The sequence below is a fragment of the Variovorax sp. RTB1 genome (assembly GCF_035018765.1).
Taxonomy (GTDB): Bacteria; Pseudomonadota; Gammaproteobacteria; order Burkholderiales; family Burkholderiaceae_C; genus Variovorax.
Genome location: NZ_JASJXG010000006.1, coordinates 14,099 through 36,538, shown reverse-complemented (window position 1 = coordinate 36,538; position 22,440 = coordinate 14,099). Strand labels below are relative to the sequence as shown.

Here is a 22,440-nt window from a genome sequence, read left to right as displayed (position 1 = left end):
GTCAGGCCGCCAATGCGGCTTTCACCCGTGCTGCGACCGTTACGGGATCAACCGCCTTAAGCAGCACGCTCCCCCGGACGATCAGGTCGGCGCCGACCAGTATCTTGACGGCAGGATTGCTCATCTGAGACCGGGTTTGCTCGGCGAGCAGCGTGATGGCGAGATAGCCGATCTTTTGCTTGGACACGTCGATGGTCGTCAACGGCGGGTCCATGGTTGCGCTCATCGGCAGGTTGTCGAAGCCGATCAGGGAAAGGTCTTGGGGAATCCGGATGTCGAACTCGCGCAATGCCTTGATGCACCCGTACGCAATGATGTCGTTGGTGCAGAAGTAGCACTCCGGAACCGTCAGGCCGTCCTGCAGCTTTCGCAACATGTCTTGGTAGGCGCCCTCGTAGGTCGAATCGACCGTGACGATATCGCGCGGACTGAACTTGAGGCCGAACGCTTTCATGCCCTCCACGAATGCTTCGCGGCGCAAATGAAAATTGATCGTCTTGACGTTGCTTGCAATGAATCCGATTCGCCGGAACCCACGCTCCACGAAGTGCGACAGGATCTTGTAGACCGCGTCCTTGTTGTTCATGTTGACGAAATTGCACTCGAGCACGTCATAGAAGGTGTCGATGACGACGAGCGGAATCTCTGTGGCCTGAAATAGCTGAATATCCCCTTGCGTCAACTCCGTGCCCAACACCACGACGCCACTTAGGTTTGCGCCCGCAAGCGAGGCCACGACGTCCTTGATCGGCTGGCCCTCATGGCTCACCACCTCCAGCTTGAAGCCACGTTCGGTCGCGTGTTGGGACATGCCATCGATGTAGTCGGAGATAAAGGTGTTGTGGTCGCGGTTCACGGTGTGGCCGTGCTTGGCAATCTTTAAAAAACGCAAGGTGCCGACGTGACCCGCCTTCGCGGCTTTGGCCGGTTTCGGCATGTAGTTCAGCCCTGCCGCAGCCACCAAAACTTTCGCGCGGGTCTCGTCCGAGATTGCACCTTTGCCGTTCAGGACGAGCGATACGGTGGCCGGTGAAACCTGGGCAGACAGGGCAATGTCTTTGATGGTCGGGGTCATGCGATCGGTGCTTTCCGTGTTCGCGACTTCTCGCGAACACAACTTTATTTTAGTAAATAGTAGCTGAACGACCCCGTTATCAACCAACTGTTCTCACTAATTTTCCAATTGACTGTGTTTTCAGTCGACTGATAGTTTGAGCATCTCCATTGGTAATCCACAAGGGTTTTTACCGATTCTTGACGTAGCTCGACATCCTAGGATATTAACTAAACGTCAATAGGTTTTAGCAAAGTGAGTGCCAAGCGCGATCCGCAACTGCTGTTCCTCGTCGGCATCAACCTCGTTGTGTTGCTGGCCGGAGCCGTCATGTCGCGCGGGGCTTTCATCGATCCGTACAACCTTCAGTCGATGGCCGGTCAGTTGCCCGAGCTCGGCTTGCTCGCAATGGGCGTGATGCTGGCAATGAGCTCCGGCAACGGCGGCATCGATCTGTCGGGCATCTCGTTGGCCAATCTGGCTGGCGTCACTTCGGCGTTGTTGGTGTCGCCGCTGGTCTCAGCCGATGACGCCCCGATGCTGTTCACGGCAGCCTTTGCAGCGGTCGCCGTCGTGGTCGGATTGGTCGGCGGCATCGTCAACGGACTTCTGATCGCACGAATCGGCTTGACTCCGATTCTGTGCACGCTGGGTACCCAACTCGTGTTCACCGGGCTGGCCGTGGTCTTGTCGGGCGGGCCGTCGGTCAGGGTCGGGAGTGCCGGGCCATTGATGGAAATCGGCAACGGCTTGGTTTTCGGGGTACCGATTTCGTTTCTCATCTTCTGCGCCGTCATGGTGTCGGTCGGCGCGGTTCTGAAGTTCAGTCCCTTTGGCATCCGCTTGTTTCTCATGGGCACGAATCCCAAGGCGGCGCGGTACGCAGGGTTCGGACAGACCCGCCTGCTCGTCACGACCTACGGTCTTTGCGGCGTGCTTGCCGGGGTCGCCGGTGTGCTGATCGCTTCGAGAAACGTCAACGTGAAGTGGGACTACGGCCAGTCGTATCTGCTGATCGCGATTTTGATCACCGTCATGGCGGGCGTGAAGCCGGAAGGTGGCTATGGCCGGATGACTTGCCTCTTCCTGTCCGCGACGGCGCTGCAACTGCTGTCGAGCATGCTCAATTTTGCCGACGTGTCTAACTTCTTTCGCGACTGCGCCTGGGGCGCTCTGCTTCTGGCGTTTCTCGCCATCAGCCGCTACGACATCGGCAGCCTTTTCAGACGACCGATTCGATCTGTCACCTCCTCGATGCAGACCCCTCCTGCATCGAAGAATCTGTCCTGAGGGTTTAGAAATTGGAGACTCGCATGAAACGCATTTCTTTCAAGGCTTCCGTCATCGGAGCGGCATTGGTTGCCACCGTCGGCGTGCTTAACGCGCAAGACAAGCCCGTGATCGCGACCGTGGTCAAGATCAGCGGGATTCCATGGTTCAACCGGATGGACGTAGGCGTCAAGGAATTTGCCTCGTCGAACCCAACGGTCATGGCAAGCCAGAGCGGCCCCGCTACGGCCGACGCCGCACAACAGCTAAAGATCATCGACGATCTGGTCGCCAAAAAAGTCAGTGCGCTGGCCGTGGTGCCGATGGACCCGGCCGTCATCGAAGGCGTGCTCAAACGCGCCATGGACCGCGGCATCGTCGTGGTCACTCACGAAGCCGACAACCAGAAGAACACCAACGCCAACATCGAAGCGTTCGACAACGCGGCTTACGGCACCGCGTTGAACGAGAAGCTCGCCAACTGCATGGGTAAGCAAGGCAAGTGGACATCGTTTGTCGGATCGCTCGGAAGCCGCACCCATCTGCAGTGGGTCGACGCAGGCGCCGCAAATGCCAAGAACTACCCGGGCATGACACTGGTCGACGCCAAGAACGAGTCATTCGACGACGCCAACAAGACCTATGAGAAAGCCAAGGAGATCCTTCGCAAGCATCCCGATATTCGCGGCTTCCAAAGCTCTGCCGGCAACGACGTCCTGGGCATCGGACGCGCCATCGAGGAGGCTGGTCTGCAAGGCAAGGTCTGCCTGGTCGGGACCGGTCTGCCCAACCCCTCTGCCAAATTGCTCGACTCTGGCGCCATCACGGCGATTGGCTTCTGGGATCCAAAAGATGCCGGCATCGCGATGAACACCGTTGCCAAGATGCTGCTTGACAAGAAGCCCTTGACCGATGGCATGAACCTTGGCGTGAAAGGCTACGAAAAAGTCTCCGTCACCAAGGGACCCGGAACAGGATTGCTCCTTGTCGGTAACGCCATGGTCATTGCCGACAAGGTGACTTACAAGAACTACCTGTTCTGATCCGGTAGAAGCAAAGCGGGCCAGACGATGGAACCACGGCAAAGCTCAGACGAGGTTGCGACTGCGCCCGCATTTCTTAAAGTACAAGGCATCCACAAACGGTTTGGGGGCGTGCATGCACTGCGTGGCATCGACCTTCGCATTGAACGGGGTGGGATTTATCACCTGCTCGGTGAAAACGGCTGCGGTAAGAGCACGCTGATCAAGATCATCTCGGGCGCGCAGCCGCCCGATGAAGGCGTCATCTGGCTCGACGGCACGGCGTTCAGTTCACTGACGCCGATCGAGTCGCTGACGGCGGGCATCGAAACGGTTTATCAGGACTTGTCGCTGATACCCAATATGACGGTCGCCGAAAATGTGGCCTTGTCGGAGCAATTGGTGCGCTACGGCGGCCGACTGGCACGGCGTCTGGATCGCAATGCGATGCGATCGACAGCGCGCCGCGCCCTCGCCTCGGTCGACCTGGCGACGGACGAGGTGTTTCTGGACACGATCGTCGCCGACTTGCCACTGGCCGTTCGGCAACTCCTGGCCATCGCGCGCGCCATTGCCACGCGGGCCAAGCTGGTCATCATGGACGAGCCCACCACCTCGCTTACCCGAAAGGAAGTGGACAACCTGATCCGCGTGGTGGACGAACTTCGGCGAGAACGGGTGGCGGTTCTATTTGTGACCCACAAGCTCGACGAGTGCTATCGAATTGGCGGCAACGCAATCGTTTTTCGTGATGGGCAATGCGTGGCCCAAGGGCCCGTCCATAGCTACTCGAAGTCCGAGCTCGGCCACCTGATGACCGGCAAGGTCATCGATGGAAGCCGATACCGGCGCGGCAGTCCGGATGGGCAGCTTTTGTTGCGTGTCGATAACCTGGGTTATGAAGACTCTTTTCGGGGCGTGAGTTTTCAGGTCGAGCGCGGCGAAGTGCTTGGGATTACAGGGTTGATGGACTCCGGGCGAAACGAACTGGCATTGGCCATCGCCGGCGTACTCGGTGCAACTTCCGGCGTCATCAGCATGGACGGGACGCCTATCGCATTGACTCGACCGTCGGACGCGATCGAACACGGGATCGGTTACGTGCCGGAGGATCGACTGGCTGAAGGACTGTTCCTGGACAAGCCCATCCTGATCAACATGAGCGCACTGATCCTGGACCGATTGAAAAACCGCCTGGGGCTGCTCAACAGACCCAAGGCGCGATCGATTGCCGAAGGGCTGGTCGCCGAGCTGCGCGTCATGACGCCGAGTGTCGATCTCCCGGTGCAATCGCTTTCAGGCGGCAACCAGCAACGCGTTCTGATCGGGCGATGGCTCACGATCCAGCCCAAACTGCTGCTGCTCCACGGCCCGACTGTCGGTGTCGACGTCGGCTCCAAAGACACGATCTACAAAGCCATCCAGGCGCTGGCCGAAAAAGGAATGGCGCTCATCGTCATCAGCGACGATCTCCCGGAACTGCTGCAAAACTGCGACCGCATTCTGGTGATGCGTCACGGCCAGGTCGCGCGGGAATTTGCGGCCGCCGATGCCGACGAGGAAAGCCTGTACGACACCATGGTGGCCGCACAACGAGAGACCGTTTCATGACACCGCCCAGCGTCGTGATCCTCACCTCGTCGGCACGCTTGCCGTGGCCGACCCGGTTGCGGTTGCGCCTCGACCGGCGTCCCGAGCTTTTCACCTTGTTCCTGCTGGTGTGTCTGTGTGCATTCGTCGGGATTGCCAATCCGGACTTCTTCCAGGCCGCGACTCTTTTCGACCTCGCGCGCTCGAGCGTGGTCACCGGGCTGTTTGCGCTGGGCGTGTTCGTTATTTTGGCGGCGGGTGGCATCGATGTGTCCTTCACGGCAATCGCCGCACTCTCGATGTATTCGGTCACGCAACTGGTGGTGACGCACTTCCCTAGCGCGCCACTGATGCTGGTGTTCGCCGCCGCAGCGCTGGGCGGCGGCGTGCTCGGCCTGATCAACGGCTTCCTGGTCCACGAACTCAAAGCGCCATCGCTCATCGTCACCATCGGCACTCAGTACTTGTTCAGAGGATTTCTTCTGACCTTCATCGGTACGGCATGGGTCGCTTCGTTACCCGATCAAATGGACCATTTCGGCAAACTCGCCTTGATCGAGTTCGTCTCCGTACGCGGCACGAAAGCCATGTTGCCGGCGTTCTTCCTGGCGTTGCCTGCAGCCGCCGGCCTCACTTGGTGGATCCTCAATCGGACCCTCATGGGGCGCGCCATCTTTGCCACTGGCGGCAGTCGCGACGTGGCAGAGCGCCTGGGCTACAACTTGCGCGCGGTGCACTTCTTCATCTTTGCCTACACCGGCGCTCTGGCCGGGGTGGCGGGAATGATCCATGTCTGCAGCAGCCGAATGGCCAACCCGTTCGACCTGGTCGGGATGGAGATCGACGTCATCGCCGCGGTCGTACTGGGCGGTGCGCGCATCACTGGCGGTACCGGGACCGTCACCGGCACTGTGCTGGGCGTGGTGCTGGTCGTGGTCATCAACAACGTGTTGATCATGGCGGGCGTGCCGAGTACCTGGCAGCGCCTGGTGGTCGGCGCCTTCATTCTGGTTGCAGGTGCGTTCTTTGTGGTGCGCCGCCGGCGTTGACCCGTGCCAAGCGCAAGAACGAAAAACATAAGGAGAAGAATATGAAGAAGTTTTTAAATCAAGCTGAAGACTTCGTCGACGAAATGCTCGACGGCATCTACACCGCGCACCCAAAGCAGGTCGGCTTCGTAGCGCAGGACCGCCGATGCCTGGTGTCAACGCAGCCGCGTATCAAGGGCAAGGTCGGCCTTGCGACCGGCGGTGGCTCAGGGCACTTGCCGTTGTTCCTGGGCTTCGTGGGCGCGGGTCTGCTGGACGGCGCCGCTGTCGGCGGCGTCTTCCAATCGCCGAGCGCCGACCAGATGTACGAAGTTACCAAGGCCATCGATCAAGGTGCCGGTGTGCTCTATATCTACGGCAACTACACCGGCGATATCCTGAACTTCGACATGGCCACCGAAATGGCCGAAATGGAAAATATCCGGGTGTTGTCGGTGGTCGGCAACGACGACGTCGCTTCTTCGCCGCCAGGGCAGGAACACAAGCGGCGTGGCGTTGCAGGCACGTTCTTCGTCTTCAAGGCAGCTGGCGCCGCAGCGAGTGAAGGCATGGCCTTGGACGAAGTCAAGCGCGTTGCCGAAAAGGCCAAGGCCAATACGCGCACCATGGGCGTGGCACTGAGCAGCTGCATCGTGCCAGAGGTCGGCCACGCGACGTTTTCCATTGGTGAAGAGGAGATGGAAATCGGCATGGGAATTCACGGCGAGCCAGGCATTCGGCGCGGCCCGTTGTTGTCGGCCGACGCGGTGGTCGACGAGATGATGCGACCCATCCTGGCTGAACGTCCTCTGGGCAAAGGCGACGAAGTCGTCGTGCTGGTGAACGGTCTCGGCGCGACGCCCAAGGAGGAGTTGTACATCCTCTTTCGGCGAGTGTCGGGGATTCTGAAAGAGCGTGGAGTTTCAATCTTTCACGCCTACGTAGGCGAGTTCGCCACCGCGATGGAAATGGCGGGTGCATCGATCTCTCTGCTCCATCTGGACGATGAACTCAAGCGACTGATTGCGGCGCCAGCGCAGTCTCCGTTCTTCATGCAGAACCCGTTGTGAGGCTTGCATGATGCAGAGCATCGGAAAGACTGATCTGGCCGGACTGTTCGAACGCCTGCGTGACGTTTTTGCTAAGCAACGCGCATTCCTCATCGAGCTCGATGGAAAGGTCGGCGACAGCGACTTGGGCATCACGATGAACAAAGCCTTCGCCGCTGCCTTCGTCTCGGTCCAGGCCATCACGGGCGACTCGATCGGCAAGACACTGCAGCTTGCCGGTATGGCGATCGCCAAGGCAGCGCCATCGACCATGGGCACGTTGACTGCGACCGGTTTCATGAGTGGCGGCAAAGCTCTGGGCGAGTGCCTCACGCTTTCCACTGCCGAATGGAGTGTGTTCTGGCGGGCCTATCACGATGCCGTGGCGCAGCGCGGCAAGGCGCAGCCGGGCGACAAGACGGTGGTCGATGTGCTCGGTCCGATTGCAGCCTCGCTCGAATCGTCAGCAAAGACGCAATCGCCGCTGCCGGATGCGCTGACGCTGGCAACCGAGGTCGCGGCGCAAGCACTAGAAGCGACCCGCACCATGGTGGCTCAGCATGGCAAAGCCGCCTGCTTCCAGGAGCAGTCGCTGGGCCTGCAGGATGCGGGCGCGACGGTAGCGTTCCTGCTCATCGACACGCTGCGTGCTTTCGCCACGCAAGACGAAAGCACGAAATAAGTCGCTGGCCATGGTCAAGAAGTCCGGTCGCGACGGCCACGAACTGATCACGCTGCGGGGCGAATCGGACTTCCGCTCGCCGATGATCGACGGCGACTTCGCGGTGTCGTTTCACCTGCGGACGATGGTGAAGGACACGGAGTTGATCCGCAACCACTCAGAGAAATTCGGCGTACCGGTCATGTGATGCCGCCGCCCTGAAGAGCCGCTGTCTTCAAGACTCGAGTCCCGCGAAGTGGCCGCGCGTGAAAGCCTCTTCGAAGATCGAATAGCCCGACCAGTCGGCGTGCGCGAAGGCCAGTCGGCCGCTCACGATGCGTTCTCTTCTTTGCGCGGCACCCAACTGGGTCAGCAGCCCCGGCGTCGGCATTGCCATGGCATGCCCGTAGCGCGTGATGTCGATGCGCGTCGTGAGCGAAGGCAAGTCCGGATGCGGCACCGACAACTCGGCGAGCAGGTCGTTACGCCAGCCGCTCCATGGCCGGTCAAGCAACAGCTTTCGACCATCGCCCGTATCACTCGCGCTCGGACCTAACGGGCGGTACCAGCTCAGCACGGTCGGTGCGGGCGTCGGGTCCAGCGTTTGATGGCGCGCGTCGACGTAGCCCAGGCCGGGCGTGCCGTAGACGAGGTTATCCCAGCTTGGCGCGGCCCCGTGGCCGTTGTCCGCCAACGGCGCGCGCAGGTGCATGTTGGCGACGAGCCACGGCGCATAGCGCACGTTCGCCGCTGCGTTGCGAAGAACGGCAGGCGGGTTCTCGACCACACGTGCCGCGATGAAAACCGGCAACGCGACGATGCAACGTTCGGCCTCCCAGCGCACCATCGTTTTCGTCGCGGCATCGAATGCATCGACCTCGACGCCGGATCGCGATTCGGCAATGCGCGTGACAGCATGTGCCACTTTGATCCGGTCGCCGAGTGGCGCGACCAAACGACGCGCGAGCCAGGCATTGCCTTCGGGCCATGTCAACACAGCGTCGCGTTCTCCGCTGTCGTCGCCCGGCGCATGGAAGCCATGTCGACTCGCGAAGTAATGGATGCCAGCCCAGGCCGAGACGTGTGCGAGGCCAGCGCCGTAGTCGTCGCGGCAGCAATAGTCGAGGTACCAGCGCAGATGCGTGTCACCGAGGCCTTCCTGGTCGAGCCATGCCGCGAAGCTGACCGCATCGAGCGCCAGCATCTCGGGCGTCGCTGCCATCTTTGCCATGGGGATGGCGAACCGCGTCTTGCGCTGCGACGCTTCGATGCGGGAAGCAAAGAGCCTGTACTGCGCGAGCGTCGACTCGGTCACGCCATGCACCGGCAGCAGGCCTTCTTGCCACTCGCCTTGAAAGAACAGCCGCTCCTGCGGGCTGTGGCACAAGTTGCGCTCGTCGTACTCCCAACGGCCACTCACGCGCTTGCGCAAACCGAGTTCTTCGAGCAGGTCTTGCACTTCGCTCGCGTCATCGCCGGGCACCGGCAGGTAGTGGGCACCGAGTGGGCAGGCGATGCCTTCCACCATGCCGCCGCGGCTGTTGCCGCCAGCGCTGTCTTCGAGTTCGAGCAGCACGAAGTCATCGATGCCGGAGAGTCGCAGTGCGCGCGCGGCGGCCAGGCCCGCCACGCCGCCGCCAGCGATAACGACACGTGTGCGGCGCACTGTTGTCGGCGTCGATGCCTTCAGCGCACCGTCCCGCAGCGCATGGCCTCGTGCCACTTCGATGCCGGTGAAGCCGCCCTCGATCGACTGTGGGGCGTCGCAGCCGGCGAGCGCCAGGGCGCCTGCGGTCGCCGCGATGAAATCTCGCCGCTTCAATGCGCGACCACCTTGCCCCACTCGCTCTCGTAAGTGGTCACCAGGATCTGGTTCGACAGCCGGTTGACCTCAGTCGGCACGCGTGCCATGTCGAGTGGAAAGTCGAACATCAGCGGCAGCGTCGCCGCCGACAAAAAGCGCAGGCCGCCAGGCAGCGCGTCAGATGCGCGCCATGGCCGGCGGCTCGCGATGATGAAGCCCCATTCGCCAAAGCTTGGCACATGCACGTGATACGGGGTGGCCGTGAGCCCAACCGATTCGATGGTCGTCGCGACGGTCCAGAAACTCTTGCGCGCAACCAGCGGGGACGTGGTCTGGATCACTGCATAGCCGCTTGCAGAAAGCCGCTTTTCGAGCAGAGCGTAGAAGCTGTTCGTGTAGAGTTTGCCGATCGCGAAGTTGGTCGGATCCGGGAAGTCGACGACGATGACATCGAACATGTCGCCGGGTTGCTGCAGCCATTGGAAGGCATCGGTGTTGACGATCTTCACCTTGGGCGATTTCAGAGAACCACCGTTAAGCGCAGCCAGCGTCTCATGGTTGGTAAAGAGCTTCGTCATGTTCGGGTCGAGCTCGACCAGCGTGACCTCTTCGACCGACGGGTATTTGAGTATTTCGCGCACGGCCATGCCGTCGCCGCCGCCCAAGACTGCGACTCGCTTGGGTGCGCCTTGCGCCGCCATCACCGGATGCACCAACGCCTCGTGATAACGGTACTCGTCGCGCTCGGCGAATTGCAGATTGCCGTTCAGGAACAGGCGATGCCCCAGCAGGCCGCGCGTGACGACGATGCGCTGGTACGGTGACGTGTCGCTGAACACGATGCGGTCTTGATAGAACTTGTCTTCGGCGAGCGTCGTGATGTGGTTAGCAAACACGAAGGCGGTGCCGATCGCGATCAGCGCCAATGCACAAGCCGTTGCATGCGCGCCGATGCCGCGCAGCTCATGCCGGAACAGCCAGAGCGCCCACACGGCCACCGCCGCATTCATGAAGCCGAACAGCAGGCCGGTGCGGATCATGCCGAGCTGCGGCACCAGCACCAGCGGAAAAGCGATCGACACAGCCAATGCGCCGAGGTAGTCGAAGGTCAGCACCTGCGACACCAGATCTTTCAGCAGCACGTTGCGCCGAAGGATGCGCATGACCAGCGGAATCTCCAGCCCGACCAGCGTACCGACAATCATCACGAGCCCGTAGAGCAGCAGTCGAAACGAACCCGGCAGGTACGCGTTGGCGAGAAAGAGGATGGCCGGCAACGAGCCGCCGACGACCGCCACCAGCAGTTCGATGCGCAGGAAGTGCGCGGGCAATTGCCGATCGAAGTAGCGCGAGAGCCACGAGCCCACGCCCATGGCAAACAGATAGGTGCCGATGATGGTGCTGAACTGCAGCACAGAGTCGCCCAGCAGGTAGGAACTCAGCGCTGCGGCGCTCAGCTCGTACACCAGCCCGCAGGCCGCGACGACGAAGACGCTGGCGAGCAGCGCGATTTCGACGGGCTGCGGGCCAGTCGAGCGAGGCCCGTTCAACGCACTGTCCGTCAATGAATCGCAGCGGCAACGATGATGCAGATGCCCAGGCTCATGGCGGCAACCACCAGCCCCAAGGCCACGTTGTGCTTCTCGACGATCTCGTGCCAGAGGTCGTAGGGCGTGAGCTTGTCGATGATCAAAAAGCACAGCCAGAAGATCAGCACGCCGATCAGCGCGAAGACCAGCGACGACAGGATCACGCCCGGCTTCAAATATTCAAATCCCATGATGAGGACCTCCGGAAAAAATGGGTGTCATTTGTGGCCACCACCACTCGAAAAACCGCCGTATGAGCCGCCCGAGCTGCGTGAGCCGCCCGACGAGCTGCTGCAAGTGCTCAGGATGATCAACAGAACAATGATCACCACACCGATCAGGATGATGGTGCCGCAGCCCAGGCCAGATCCCAACGCAGCACTCACCGGCAGCACGTCGCCGCGCTTGAACATGTCCTTCTTCGCGTCGAGCTTGAACGCGCTGGCCACCGTCGCGCTGTCGAGCTTGCCACCGGACGACCATGTCAGCTCGTTGGCCGAGCGTTCCATCGACAGCAGCGTGGCGCCGGCCGCGAAGTCGCGGTTGAAAGTCTTTTGTCCACGCTCGACTTTCCAGTAGAACTCGCCCGCCACATAGGTCGTCTCGGCGTTGTAGGCGTACTGCTGCTGAAAGCGCTTGCCCATGTACGTGGCAGCGGAACCGCTTTCGGCCATGGTGGGCGCGCCGGTGGTCGGCTGCACCATGCTCCAGCCGTCGGTCGCGTCGACCAGAAAGCTGAAGCCGCGCTTCTTGTTGTAGAGCAGGTATTCGTCCCAGCCGAACATCTCGTCGTCGCCGGGCTCCTGCCCCATTCGATGCTGAAACCCAACCACCTGCCACGACGCGCCTTGCAGCTGCCCGAGTGCACCGAGCGCGATGAGCGGGCGCACCGGCTCGGCTTGCTCGGCGTGCATCAGTTCACCGCCGATCCCCTGCGTCAGGTCGATGATGCTGTTGCACGCGCGGCAAGTGATGGTCTTGCTGTCGGCGAAGTTGACGGTGACCGGCGCGCCGCAGTTCGGGCAGTTGAAGCCGCGGCCTTTTTCTTCCTTGCCCGACTCGTCCCGCAAGCCGGTGAGCTTCAGGTCGTCGAGCAACACAGACCGACCCAGGCTGGCCGCGGGCGGCACGCTGCCGTAGTCCAGGCTCAGCACCAGGCCCTGGTCGTTGCGCAGTTCGACCATCGCGAACGGTTTGCCGAGATCGGGCAGCTTCGGCAGCTCGCCTTGCGCCGACACCAGCGTCACTTGCTGGTTCGACGCGACGGTGTAGTTCTGGCCGTTGAACGCGGTGGTCGCGCCGACGACCAATGCTCCGGCCGACGGCGCCGGCTGCTTCAGCTCGTACGGCAGCGTGAAGACGTAGGCGCCGTTGTCTTCGCTGAGCGTGCCCGTGCGGTCGCCGTCGAGTTGCGCGATCCACTCGGTCCAGCGGCCGCCTTCGTAGGCGTACTGCAGACGACCGACCAGCGTGAAGGGCTTGTCCTGGATGCGACCGGCGGCAAAGAGCTGCAGCGGGCTGAAGTCGTCGAACAGCTCGGCCATCTTGCCGATGCGCGCCAGCGTGTCGCCCTGTCGCACGACAGTGCTCTGGCAATAAGGGCAAATGGCGAACGTCGACTGCGCCGACCGGAATTCGACCGGCGCGCCGCAGCCGGGACACGGCGCGCGGTAGTAGCGCTGGCTGCCGGTGGCGTCAGCCACGGCACACGCGCCACGGGGGCGCTGTCAGGACCATGTCGCGGGTCTAGACAAGCTTCTTGAGCAGGTCGGCCTTCTTGGCGTCGAACTCTTCCTGCGTGAGGATGCCCTTGGTCTTGAGCTCGCCGAGCTTTTCGAGCGTAGTCATGACATCGGCGGGGCTGACGACCGCGACCGACGGTTGCGCCGCTGCGGCAGCGCTCGCGGCGGCTGCGGCGTTGTTGTTCGGATTCAGGCCCTGCGCCAGGTTCTGCGCCATCACCTGACCGAGCGCCACACCGGCCCCCAAGCCCATCGCGTCGCCCGCGATGCCACCGCCGCTGGCCGAGCCCTCGGCAAACTTCGGAATCGCCTGCGCGGTCTGGTATTGCATGAACTTGCCCATGTCGTTGCCGACCATGCCCATGCCGATCTTCTGGTCGAGGATCTTCTGCAGCTCCTCGGGCAGCGACACGTTCTGCACCGTGATGTTCTCGAGCTTGATGCCGATCTTCTCGAACTCGGGCACGAGTTGCGCGGCCAACGCTTGCGCGAAGCTGATCTGGTTAGCCGCCAGGTCGAGAAACGGCACGCCGCTGGAGGCGATAGCGTTGCTGATGTTCTGCAGCACGATGCCGCGCAACTGGCCATCGAGATCGGTCACGCTATAGATGTCGCGCGTGCCCGAAATCTCGTTGTAGAACAGCTTGGGGTCGGCAATGCGATAGCTGTAGTTGCCAAAGGCGCGCACGCGCACCGCGCCGAAGTCCTTGTCGCGGATCGTGATGGGCTGCGGCGTTCCCCACTTCTGGTCGATCTGCTGGCGCGTGCTGAAAAAGTAGACGTCGCTTTTGAATGGCGACTCGAAGAGCTTGTCCCAGTTCTTCAGGTACGTGAGCACCGGCAGCGTCTGCGTGGTGAGCTTGTACATGCCGGGCCCGAAGACGTCGGCGACCTTGCCCTCGTTCACGAACAGCGCGATCTGCGATTCGCGCACGGTAAGCGAGCCGCCGTTCTGGATTTCCATCTCCGCCATCGGGAAGCGCCAGGCCAGCGTGCCATCGCCGGTCTCGGTCCACTGGATGATGTCGATGAACTGTTTCTTGATGAAATCCATCAGCGCCATGGTCGCTCCTCGTCCGGAATATGCCGGGGTGGTTTTTGAGCTGGGGATATTGCCACATTGCCCCGCACGGCCCCACGGATTTCGGGCGTGCTCGGCTCTGCCATGCGGCCTATGTCGGGCGGGGTCGAGGTCTACAATCAGTGCCCCCAGAAGAAGCGCGATTGCAGCGCAGCCCAAGGAGCCCAGGCCCATGTTCGAATCGACCCCCGCCACCCCGTCCGCGCCTTCTGCCGAGGACAAACGCGCCGAGCTGCGGCGCGCCGCGTTGGAGTATCACGAGTTCCCGGTGCCCGGCAAGATCGCCATCGCGGCGACCAAGCAAATGGTCAACCAGCGCGACCTGTCACTGGCTTATTCGCCAGGCGTCGCCGCCCCTTGCGAAGAGATCGTCAAAGACCCGCTCAACGCCTTCAAATACACCTCGCGCGGCAACCTGGTCGGCGTGATCACCAACGGCACCGCTGTGCTCGGGCTCGGCGACATCGGCGCTCTGGCTTCCAAGCCGGTGATGGAGGGCAAGGGCGTACTCTTCAAGAAGTTCGCAGGCGTCGACGTGTTCGACATCGAGATCGACGAGAAAGACCCTGCCAAGCTGGTCGAGATCATCGCGTCGCTGGAGCCGACCTTTGGCGCCATCAACCTCGAAGACATCAAGGCACCCGACTGCTTCTACGTCGAGCGCGAGCTGCGCAAACGGATGAAGATCCCGGTGTTCCACGACGACCAGCACGGCACCGCGATCACGGTTGCCGCCGCAATGCTCAACGGCCTCAAGGTCGCGGGCAAAGACATCGGGCAGGTCAAGCTCGTCACGTCAGGCGCCGGTGCCGCCGCGCTCGCCTGCTTGAACCTGCTGCTCAAGGTCGGCCTGAAGCGCGAGAACGTCTACGTGACCGACCTTGCGGGCGTCGTCTACGAAGGCCGCACCGAGCTGATGGACGACGACAAGCGCCAGTACATGCAGAACACCGAAGCGCGCTCGCTGTCGGACGTGATCGAAGGCGCGGACGTGTTTCTGGGCCTCTCTGCAGGCGGCGTGCTGAAGCCGGCGATGGTCGCCAAGATGGCGCCCCGCCCGGTGATCTTCGCGCTGGCCAATCCCAACCCCGAGATCGCACCAGAAGACGCGCATGCGGTGCGCGACGACCTGATCATGGCGACCGGCCGCACCGACTACCCGAACCAGGTCAACAACGTCCTGTGCTTCCCGTACATCTTTCGTGGCGCGCTCGACTGCGGCGCTACGACGATCACCGACGAGATGGAAATTGCCGCAGTGCGCGCGATCGCCGAGCTGGCGCAAGCCGAGCAGAGCGAACGCGTGGCCGCAGCGTACGTCGGCGAGAAGCTCAGCTTCGGCCCCGAGTACCTGATCCCAAAGCCCTTCGATCCGCGGCTGATGATGAAGATCGCACCGGCCGTGGCGCAAGCTGCGGCCGACAGCGGCGTCGCGTCGCGCCCCATCAAGGACATGGACGCCTACCGCGACAAGTTGCAAAGCTTCGTCTACGCGTCGGGCACGACGATGAAGCCGATCTTCGACGCCGCCAAGCGCGCGTCGAAAAAGCGCGTGGCATTTTCAGAGGGTGAAGAGGAGCGCGTGTTGCGCGCCGTGCAGATCGTGGTCGACGAAGGCTTGGCGCGGCCCACGCTCATCGGCCGGCCGTCGATCATTGCGCAACGGATCGAGAAGTTCGGGTTGCGACTGAAGGAAGAGCTCGACTACGACATCGTCAACGTCGAGCAAGACCACCGCTACCGCGATTTCTGGCAGACCTACCACCGCATGACCGAGCGCGAAGGCACGACCGTGCAAACCGCGAAGATCGAGATGCGCCGCCGCCTGACGTTGATCGGCGCGATGCTGCTGCACAAAGGCGAGGTCGATGGCCTGATCTGCGGCACTTGGGGCACGACGCACACGCATCTGCATTACATCGACCAGGTGATCGGCAAGCGACCTGGCGGATGCGAAAGTACACCGCAGGACGTGCCGGTCTATGCCTGCATGAACGGCCTGCTGCTGCCGGATCGCCAGGTGTTCCTCGTCGACACGCACGTCAACTACGACCCGAGCCCGGAAGAACTGGCCGAAATTACGACCATGGCGGCGGAGGAAATGCTGCGCTTCGGGCTCAAGCCCAAGGCCGCGCTGCTGTCGCATTCGAACTTCGGCACCAGCAACGAGCCCAGCGCCCTCAAGATGCGCAAAACACTCGCGCTGCTGCGCGTGCAGGCGCCCTGGCTTGAAGTCGACGGCGAAATGCATGGCGACGTGGCTCTGGACGGCAAGCAGCGCGACGCTGTCATGCCCCACAGCGCGTTGGCGGGAAATGCCAATCTGCTGGTGTTCCCCAACATCGACGCCGCCAACATTTCATACAACCTGCTTAAAACGGCAGCAGGCGGCAACATCGCCATCGGCCCGGTCCTGCTGGGTGCGGCCAAACCTGTGCATATTCTGACGGCGAGCGCGACTGTGCGTCGCATCGTCAACATGACGGCGCTGACAGTCGCCGACGCCAACGTCGAAAGATAAGGCGCTGCACCGAAAGCAGGCGCCAACTTAGCCGCGCACTGCAGTCTTTGTACCCTGCTCAATCTTTGAGCAGGGTACTTGCTATTTGTGCCGAGCTGGTGCACACTGGCGGGCTTGAATTTTCGGGTTAACCCCAAGGTTAATCCACCAATTCGACTCCCGCTCTTTTCCCTCTGGTGCCCCTGGCGGTCACTGTCCAGTCAATGGCCTCGATCACGTTTTTTGCCTCGAAGTTTGCGTTCACCGGCTTGTTGCTGGCGGCGTTGGCGACGGGAACATCTAATGTCGAAGCCCGCGATTGGTTCGGTCGCCCAGCCGGTCAATCCGCGAAGGAATCGATTGCACTGACCGAACTGCCGACGCAGGGTCAGCGAACTTACGAATCAATTTTGAACGGTGGTCCGTTTGCTCACGACAAAGACGGCATGGTTTTCGGCAACCGAGAACGCCAGTTACCCACAGCCCGTCGCGGAAACTACCGCGAATACACGGTCGAAACCCCGGGGTCGCGTGATCGCGGCGCCAGACGAATCGTCTGCGCAGGCGAGCGCAGGACGCCCGACACCTGCTGGTACACGGCAGACCACTATGCAAGTTTCCGGCGCATCGTCCCATGAAGACCGCATGAACGATGAACTGTTGAGGGGAGCGACGCCTCGAAGCGTCATGACGAAAGAAGACATGTTGACGACAACTATGGAAAGACCAACGGAGATGACCTTATCCCTTCGTTCCGTGCGACCGAACATCGTGCAGTCGATTCGCGCATTCCGCGTCAACGATCTGCAGGAAGCAGCGCACGCGGCCGGCCAGCACTTTCTCTATGCGAATCTGGGCAACGCCCAGACCAAGCAGGACGTGCTCGACCTGATTGCACAGCAGTTCACCTTCCCGGCGCATTTTGGGAAGAATTTCGACGCGCTGTACGACTGCATGACAGACCCGTTGCATAAATCGGGCCCGCAGCCCGGTTTCATCATCGTGCTCGAGCAGATTCCGGCCAACGCCAAGTTCGACAAGGAAGCACGCGAGCAACTGCTCGATATCTTCCGCGACGCCTCGGACTACTGGGGGGATCGAAAGATACCCTTCAGGTGCTTTTATTCTTTTCTGTAGCCCGTTCTGCACACACCAGCCAAGCAGAACGGGCGAAAGAGGCTTCGCAGGGCACCGACGTGCTCTCGGGCATCGACCTCACCGTCGACCCCACAGCGGAAAAGATGCCGACCGACAAACTCGTCGATGTGTCGCCACTGGCGCTGCGCATGAGCAGCCCATTCAACTCCAACTATTGGCTTTCAGCTGCCTGAAGGCGGCCATAGAGGCAGCAAGAGAAAAGCCCGCAATGCGGGCTTTTCTCATTGTGTGACTTTCGTCGCACAGTCTGGTGGCACCGCCTGGGCTAAAGCCACGTATTCCGCGACGGGTACTTCTTCAGCGCGGCGCTGCGCATCGAACCCGCCTTCGAAGCCATGCGTCTCCAGCCATTTGCCCAATGTGTGGCGCATGATTTTCCGACGCTGGCTGAAGGCCACCTGGACGATCTCTCCGAGCCGCTTGACATCGACTGCCGGCGGAATGGCCAGCGGCACCATGCGCACGATGGCGCTGTCGACGCGTGGCGGCGGATCGAAGCTCTCGGGCGGTACGAACAGCACGTTGGTCATTTCGTAGCGCCACTGCAGCATCACGCTCAGGCGGCTGTAGTCGGACGTTGCCGGCTTGGCGACCATGCGATCGATCACTTCCTTTTGCAGCATGAAGTGCTGGTCAACCACCCGATGCGCCGAATCGAGCAGGTGAAACAGGATCGGCGTCGAGATGTTGTACGGCAGGTTGCCGACCACGCGAAGCCCCGTTGCCGGCGGCACCGCCAAGCGATCGGCCAAAGCACCGAAATCGACCTTCAACACATCCGACTCGATGACGTCGAGCTGACCATGAGCGCGCAACCTCACTGCCAGGTCGCGATCGAGCTCGATCACGGTAAGACGACCGAGACGCTCGACCAGCGGCTGCGTGAGTGCAGCGAGACCTGGGCCGATCTCGACCATGGCGTCACCCGGCTGCGGCGCGATCTCGTGCACGATCGCATCGATGATCCCGCCGTCGGTCAGAAAGTGCTGGCCGAAGCGCTTGCGCGGGATGTGCTTCACATCAACTTTGCGGCGGTTCGCGGTACTCGACGTACGCGCGGGCACGGACTTCTTGCGCCCAGGTTTCGAATGCTTCGTCAGCCTTCTTCTCACGCAACTCGGCACGCGCCGTTTCACGCTGCTCGGCCTGGCTGAGCTTGGATTCGCGACGCCCCTCGACCTGGATAAGGTGCACCCCAAAACGCGAGACCAGCGGGTCGCTGATCTGGCCGGGTGCCAACCGATCCATCGCTTCTTCGAACTCGGGCACGAACTGACCCGGTCGCGACCAGCCCAGCTCGCCGCCGTCCTTCGCGCTGCCATCTTGTGAGTTGTCGCGCGCCAAGGTCGCGAAATCAGCCGATCCGCTCTGGATGCGGCGCTTGTACTCGGCCAGTTTGGCCACCGCGTCAGCCGTTGGGACCTTGGGGTCGCTGCGCAGCAGGATGTGGCGCACTTGCGTTTGCGTGACCACGCCTTCGGCCGATCCGGCCTCGCCCTTGGCAAGCACCTTGATCACATGAAAACCAGCGCCCGAACGAACTGGCCCGGCAATGCCGTTGACCGCGACCGATTGCGTCGCCTCGACGAACAACGGCGGGTATTTGTCGGCGCTGCGCAAGCCGATGGCGCCGCCATTCACGCGTTCCGGAGAATCCGACAGGTCGCGTGCCAGTTTGGCGAAGTCTTCGCCCGCCTTGGCACGCTGCGCAATGCCCTGTGCCTTTTGCTGTGCCTTGGCGACATCCGCCGCGCTGGCACCGTCCGGCACCGCGACCAGCACCTGAGCCAGATTGATATCGGGTGCATTCGCTTTTGGGCTCAGCTTTTGCTCGCGCAGGTACTGGTCGACATCCAGGTCGGTGATCTTCAGCTTGTTGTCGACTTCCCGGTCGCGCAGGCGCGTCAGCGTCAGCTGATTGCGCAGGTCGCTACGGAACTCGTCGAGCGTGATGCCATCGGCCTGGACGCGGGCGCGCAACTCGCTCAGGCTGAGCTGGTTCTGGCGCGCCACGGTCTGCTCGGCCTGCTCGATCGCGACATCGTCGACGTTGACTCGCGTCTCTTTCGCGAGCTGCAATTGCGCACGCTCCAGGACAAGCCGCTCCAGCACCAGGCGCGCAAGTTCAGCTCGCGGCACGCGCTCGGCCTCAGCGTTTTCTTTCAACACGCGAGACATCCGCGACTGCACTTCGGTGTTGGTGATCGGCTCCGAATTGACCAGCGCCACGATGTACTCCGCCGAGCGCTGCACGGCCGGGCCGGACGCCTTCGCTGCGGGTGCTGCCGCACCCGGTGCGGGAGCCACACGCGGGCCGGTACGCATGATGTCGGTGATGCCGCGACCGCTTGGGCGAAAGCCTTGCGCCTGTGCGCTGGACGTAACGACCAATGTCGCAAAACAGGCCAGAGTAAGGGTGGATCGGATGTGGTTCATGGCAGATGTCCTGGCAGATGGCTCAGTCGTAATTGGTGAAGCGGCTCGCGCCGGGATAGGGGGCGCGCAAGGGTTGATAACGCTGAATGTTTTGCGTCAGCGTGCGCAGCGGGCTGGTGCCCACACTGGCAAAACCGACGAACTCGAGCTGGAACATGAGCCGCGTACCCGCTGAGACCTGGCCGGTGCTCAAACGTTCCAGCACCACGCGGCCGATCCAGCAGCAGCCGTCGTATTCGAAGCCGAGCACGCCATCGGTCAAGGTCTTGTCCTGGATGCTGTAGTTAAGGCGGCCGACCGCATACCAGCGCCCACCACCCGCACCGCGCCCCGGCCCCAGGTCTTTGCCCTTGTCGCCCCACAGGTCGTTCAGCGGCCACTGAAAGCCGACGTCGATCGACTTGTTGCCGTCGCTACCGCCGGCCGTCGTCGGCGCCTGGAAGCGGTATGACGCAGTGAGGTTGTGATACTGCTCCGGGCTATAACGTGCCGTGACCGCGGTGCGCACCGAACGGTGCGTGTCGGCGTTGTACTGGAACGTCGTGTCCAGGCTCCATTTCGACGTCCAGTTGATCTGGGCGCCCAGCAGCAGATCGCTCACCCCCGCCGGCGAGGCGACAGACGCAGCAGTCGATCCGGTGGCGGGCAGCGTCACGTCCTGGTCCCGGATGCGATACCGCTGTGCGATTCCGAAGCGCGCGGCCTCTGCACCGGTGTCGGCGTCGTACAGGCGCGTGGTCAGGCCGACCGTGAGCGCATTGGTGGCCGACACCCGGTCGTGCCCTGAAAACTCGTTCTCGGTGTAGACCGTCGCAAAGTTGAAGTCGTTGGACGCGCTGTCGTAGACCGGCAGATTGCTCTGGTTGCGGTACGGCGTGTACACGTAATAGGCCCGTGGTTCCAGCGTCTGCCGGAAGGCACGTCCGAAGAAATTGGCATCGCGCTCAAAGATCAAGCCGCTGTCGAGGCTGAAGGTCGGCACCGTGCTCGACACGCTGGTAGCGCCGTTGGCCAGCGCCGAGTCGAGCTGGTAGCTGGCGGTGTGCAGCTTGAGCTTGGGGATGACGAAACCGCCCGACGACAAGAGCGGCCGGCTGATTTCGCCCTCGGCGAACACGCGGTCGCCGTTGGGCTGCAGCTGCACCGACGGATCGGCCCTGAAGCGTGTGTAGTCGGTCGCCAGCTTGATGTCCAAGCCGTGCCAGTCGTACTTGGCATAGTTGGCGGTGATTTGCGGCAGTCGATCGTACGGGGGCGTGATGGTCGAGGCGTCGTACTGCAGCGTCTGGTACTTGGTCGCGCCGAAAGCGCCGCTCCAGTCGTCCTTGCTCCAGTTGAGCGCGCCATTGGTCGCCAGGAGCCGCGAGGTCAGCGACGGGGTCCGCGTGAAATCGCGCCAATAGTTGTCGTCGCTCACGCGGTTGATGTTGAACACCATGCCGAGCGAATCGAGCCCGAAAGGCTTGGGATCGAAGGTTTGCTCATGGTGCGTCCAAAGACCCCAGCGCTTGCGATCGCGCAGCTCGTCCGTCGGCATGTAGTCGAAGCGGATCTGGCCGGAGTACTTGTCCTCGAGGTATCGAAATTCGCTGCCCAGGTTGACGCCGCGCTTGCTCATCAGGTCCGGATAGAAGGTCGCATCCCGGTTGGGTGCGATGTTCCAGTAATACGGCGCCGTGATGTCGACTCCGTTGACACTGCTGATGCCCACCGTCGGCGGCAGGAAGCCGGTCTTGCGATCGTTGTTGAGCGGGAAGCTCATGGACGGCAGCGCCGGCGTGCTGATGCCCATGAAGCTAAGCCGAGCATCGGTCGCCACGCCGACGTTTTCTTCGGAGTCGGTGGTGAGCGTTGCCGCGGTCAGGAGCCAGGCCGGCATCCAGCCGGGATAGTCCTCGCGCCGACACGTGGTGTATGTCGCCTGGCGAGCGACCGACACATTGCTGTCGACGAAATCGATTCGCTCGGCGTCGCCGTGGGCACCCGTGGCGAGGAATCGATAACGCACGTTGTTGAAAAAACCCTCGAAGGTTTCGAGCTTCAACTCGAGCTCGGGGCCCTCGTAGACATTGCCCGCCTGATTCACGCGGACATTGCCACGGGCCTTGGCCAGATCGTCCGGCTGGTAGTACTCGAGGCGGTCGGCATTGATGACGGTGTCGCCCCGCCGCATCGATGCATGGCCTTCGACGATCGTTTCAAGATCGGGTCGGCCCGAAAGCTTGTCGCCATCGACAAAGCTCGGGAGCTGACCCCGCTCGGCTGGCGGCAATGTTTCGGTGAGCTGCGGCGTGCGCTTGAGCATGAGCGGCGGATCGACGGCGGGTGCATCCTGCGCCAGCGCGCCGTGCGCATGCAGCAACGCAAGTGACAGCGCGGCCAGAGGCAGCGGCGCGCGGCGACGACGCCACATGGCTCGTTTCATTTCAGGCATCGGCACGGTGCAAGGGTTCGTCG

General features: G+C 62.1%; 20 protein-coding genes. 11 read left to right on the top strand and 9 right to left on the bottom strand.

Annotation, left to right across the window (positions count from 1 at the left end):
- Position 1 precedes the first annotated feature (1 nt).
- The gene (locus QN397_RS06235) at positions 2–1,162 is read right to left on the bottom strand and encodes a LacI family DNA-binding transcriptional regulator (protein WP_323500408.1); all 1,161 of its coding nucleotides are present in this window, start codon (positions 1,160–1,162) and stop codon (positions 2–4) included.
- Positions 1,163–1,309: 147 nt separating this feature from the next.
- Between QN397_RS06235 and QN397_RS06230 the strand changes: the two genes are divergently transcribed.
- From QN397_RS06230 to QN397_RS06200, 7 genes are read left to right on the top strand one after another with little or no spacing between them, the layout of a single operon-like run.
- A complete protein-coding gene (locus QN397_RS06230) occupies positions 1,310–2,344 on the top strand; it encodes an ABC transporter permease (protein ID WP_323500407.1) in 1,035 nt (344 codons plus the stop codon).
- 23 nt (positions 2,345–2,367) lie between these two features.
- Entirely contained in the window at positions 2,368–3,366 is a 999-nt protein-coding gene (locus QN397_RS06225) for a substrate-binding domain-containing protein (protein ID WP_323500406.1), read from the top strand.
- A gap of 27 nt (positions 3,367–3,393) precedes the next feature.
- On the top strand, positions 3,394–4,956 hold the full coding sequence (locus QN397_RS06220; protein ID WP_323500405.1) for a sugar ABC transporter ATP-binding protein: 1,563 nt from the start codon (positions 3,394–3,396) through the stop codon (positions 4,954–4,956).
- Complete coding sequence (locus QN397_RS06215) at positions 4,953–5,984, top strand: ABC transporter permease (protein WP_323500404.1); 1,032 nt, start codon at positions 4,953–4,955, stop codon at positions 5,982–5,984. The genes QN397_RS06220 and QN397_RS06215 overlap by 4 nt, the downstream gene beginning before the upstream one ends.
- Before the next feature lie 41 nt (positions 5,985–6,025).
- Positions 6,026–7,033 (top strand): dihydroxyacetone kinase subunit DhaK, encoded by a 1,008-nt coding sequence (locus QN397_RS06210; RefSeq protein ID WP_323500403.1) that lies wholly within the window; start codon positions 6,026–6,028, stop codon positions 7,031–7,033.
- Between the two features lie 7 nt (positions 7,034–7,040).
- The gene (locus QN397_RS06205) at positions 7,041–7,694 is read left to right on the top strand and encodes a dihydroxyacetone kinase subunit L (RefSeq protein ID WP_323500402.1); all 654 of its coding nucleotides are present in this window, start codon (positions 7,041–7,043) and stop codon (positions 7,692–7,694) included.
- Between the two features lie 10 nt (positions 7,695–7,704).
- Positions 7,705–7,881 (top strand): hypothetical protein, encoded by a 177-nt coding sequence (locus QN397_RS06200; protein ID WP_323500401.1) that lies wholly within the window; start codon positions 7,705–7,707, stop codon positions 7,879–7,881.
- Positions 7,882–7,908: 27 nt separating this feature from the next.
- Here QN397_RS06200 and QN397_RS06195 read toward each other — a convergent pair whose 3' ends face one another.
- Genes QN397_RS06195 through QN397_RS06175 form a run of 5 tightly spaced genes read right to left on the bottom strand, consistent with a single transcriptional unit; the run spans position 7,909 to position 13,871 of the window.
- The gene (locus QN397_RS06195; protein ID WP_323500400.1) at positions 7,909–9,495 is read right to left on the bottom strand and encodes an FAD-dependent oxidoreductase; all 1,587 of its coding nucleotides are present in this window, start codon (positions 9,493–9,495) and stop codon (positions 7,909–7,911) included.
- Complete coding sequence (locus QN397_RS06190) at positions 9,492–11,027, bottom strand: polyamine aminopropyltransferase (RefSeq protein ID WP_323500399.1); 1,536 nt, start codon at positions 11,025–11,027, stop codon at positions 9,492–9,494. The genes QN397_RS06195 and QN397_RS06190 overlap by 4 nt, the downstream gene beginning before the upstream one ends.
- 11 nt (positions 11,028–11,038) lie before the next feature.
- Positions 11,039–11,257 (bottom strand): DUF350 domain-containing protein, encoded by a 219-nt coding sequence (locus tag QN397_RS06185; protein WP_187053712.1) that lies wholly within the window; start codon positions 11,255–11,257, stop codon positions 11,039–11,041.
- 27 nt (positions 11,258–11,284) lie between these two features.
- Positions 11,285–12,769: a DUF4178 domain-containing protein gene (locus tag QN397_RS06180; RefSeq protein WP_323500398.1), complete on the bottom strand. Its 1,485-nt coding sequence runs from the start codon at positions 12,767–12,769 to the stop codon at positions 11,285–11,287.
- Between the two features lie 43 nt (positions 12,770–12,812).
- The gene (locus tag QN397_RS06175; protein WP_323500397.1) at positions 12,813–13,871 is read right to left on the bottom strand and encodes an SPFH domain-containing protein; all 1,059 of its coding nucleotides are present in this window, start codon (positions 13,869–13,871) and stop codon (positions 12,813–12,815) included.
- 190 nt (positions 13,872–14,061) lie between these two features.
- Here QN397_RS06175 and QN397_RS06170 point away from each other — a divergent pair, with 190 nt between their 5' ends.
- The 4 genes from QN397_RS06170 to QN397_RS06155 all read left to right on the top strand — a co-directional run bounded on the left by QN397_RS06170 (position 14,062) and on the right by QN397_RS06155 (position 17,720).
- A complete protein-coding gene (locus QN397_RS06170; protein ID WP_187053715.1) occupies positions 14,062–16,410 on the top strand; it encodes an NADP-dependent malic enzyme in 2,349 nt (782 codons plus the stop codon).
- A 203-nt stretch (positions 16,411–16,613) separates the two neighbouring features.
- Positions 16,614–17,027: a ribonuclease domain-containing protein gene (locus QN397_RS06165; RefSeq protein ID WP_323500396.1), complete on the top strand. Its 414-nt coding sequence runs from the start codon at positions 16,614–16,616 to the stop codon at positions 17,025–17,027.
- Positions 17,028–17,091: 64 nt separating this feature from the next.
- Positions 17,092–17,526 carry a barstar family protein gene (locus QN397_RS06160; protein ID WP_261802611.1) on the top strand — a complete coding sequence of 145 codons (435 nt, stop codon included), beginning with the start codon at positions 17,092–17,094 and terminating at the stop codon, positions 17,524–17,526.
- Positions 17,505–17,720, top strand: coding sequence for a hypothetical protein (locus tag QN397_RS06155; protein WP_222620437.1), 216 nt, complete (start codon positions 17,505–17,507; stop codon positions 17,718–17,720). The genes QN397_RS06160 and QN397_RS06155 overlap by 22 nt, the downstream gene beginning before the upstream one ends.
- A 48-nt stretch (positions 17,721–17,768) precedes the next feature.
- Here the strand turns inward: QN397_RS06155 and rsmA are convergent, their stop codons facing one another.
- From rsmA to QN397_RS06140, 3 genes are read right to left on the bottom strand one after another with little or no spacing between them, the layout of a single operon-like run.
- Positions 17,769–18,566 carry a 16S rRNA (adenine(1518)-N(6)/adenine(1519)-N(6))-dimethyltransferase RsmA gene (rsmA, locus tag QN397_RS06150; RefSeq protein ID WP_323500395.1) on the bottom strand — a complete coding sequence of 266 codons (798 nt, stop codon included), beginning with the start codon at positions 18,564–18,566 and terminating at the stop codon, positions 17,769–17,771.
- Position 18,567: 1 nt separating this feature from the next.
- The gene (locus QN397_RS06145; RefSeq protein ID WP_323500394.1) at positions 18,568–19,983 is read right to left on the bottom strand and encodes a peptidylprolyl isomerase; all 1,416 of its coding nucleotides are present in this window, start codon (positions 19,981–19,983) and stop codon (positions 18,568–18,570) included.
- A 22-nt stretch (positions 19,984–20,005) separates the two neighbouring features.
- Entirely contained in the window at positions 20,006–22,408 is a 2,403-nt protein-coding gene (locus tag QN397_RS06140) for an LPS-assembly protein LptD (RefSeq protein ID WP_323500393.1), read from the bottom strand.
- Between the last annotated feature and the right edge of the window lie 32 nt (positions 22,409–22,440).

What these genes read in the sequence shown, in the direction of transcription:
- QN397_RS06225 (WP_323500406.1), top strand. Translation starts at nt 2,368, where the DNA reads ATGAAACGCATTTCTTTCAAGGCTTCCGTCATCGGAGCGGCATTGGTT.
- QN397_RS06220 (WP_323500405.1), top strand. Translation starts at nt 3,394, where the DNA reads ATGGAACCACGGCAAAGCTCAGACGAGGTTGCGACTGCGCCCGCATTT.
- QN397_RS06215 (WP_323500404.1), top strand. Translation starts at nt 4,953, where the DNA reads ATGACACCGCCCAGCGTCGTGATCCTCACCTCGTCGGCACGCTTGCCG.
- QN397_RS06210 (WP_323500403.1), top strand. Translation starts at nt 6,026, where the DNA reads ATGAAGAAGTTTTTAAATCAAGCTGAAGACTTCGTCGACGAAATGCTC.
- QN397_RS06205 (WP_323500402.1), top strand. Translation starts at nt 7,041, where the DNA reads ATGATGCAGAGCATCGGAAAGACTGATCTGGCCGGACTGTTCGAACGC.
- QN397_RS06200 (WP_323500401.1), top strand. Translation starts at nt 7,705, where the DNA reads ATGGTCAAGAAGTCCGGTCGCGACGGCCACGAACTGATCACGCTGCGG.
- QN397_RS06185 (WP_187053712.1), bottom strand. Translation starts at nt 11,257, where the DNA reads ATGGGATTTGAATATTTGAAGCCGGGCGTGATCCTGTCGTCGCTGGTC.
- QN397_RS06175 (WP_323500397.1), bottom strand. Translation starts at nt 13,871, where the DNA reads ATGGCGCTGATGGATTTCATCAAGAAACAGTTCATCGACATCATCCAG.
- QN397_RS06170 (WP_187053715.1), top strand. Translation starts at nt 14,062, where the DNA reads ATGTTCGAATCGACCCCCGCCACCCCGTCCGCGCCTTCTGCCGAGGAC.
- QN397_RS06165 (WP_323500396.1), top strand. Translation starts at nt 16,614, where the DNA reads ATGGCCTCGATCACGTTTTTTGCCTCGAAGTTTGCGTTCACCGGCTTG.
- QN397_RS06160 (WP_261802611.1), top strand. Translation starts at nt 17,092, where the DNA reads ATGTTGACGACAACTATGGAAAGACCAACGGAGATGACCTTATCCCTT.
- QN397_RS06145 (WP_323500394.1), bottom strand. Translation starts at nt 19,983, where the DNA reads ATGAACCACATCCGATCCACCCTTACTCTGGCCTGTTTTGCGACATTG.
- QN397_RS06140 (WP_323500393.1), bottom strand. Translation starts at nt 22,408, where the DNA reads ATGAAACGAGCCATGTGGCGTCGTCGCCGCGCGCCGCTGCCTCTGGCC.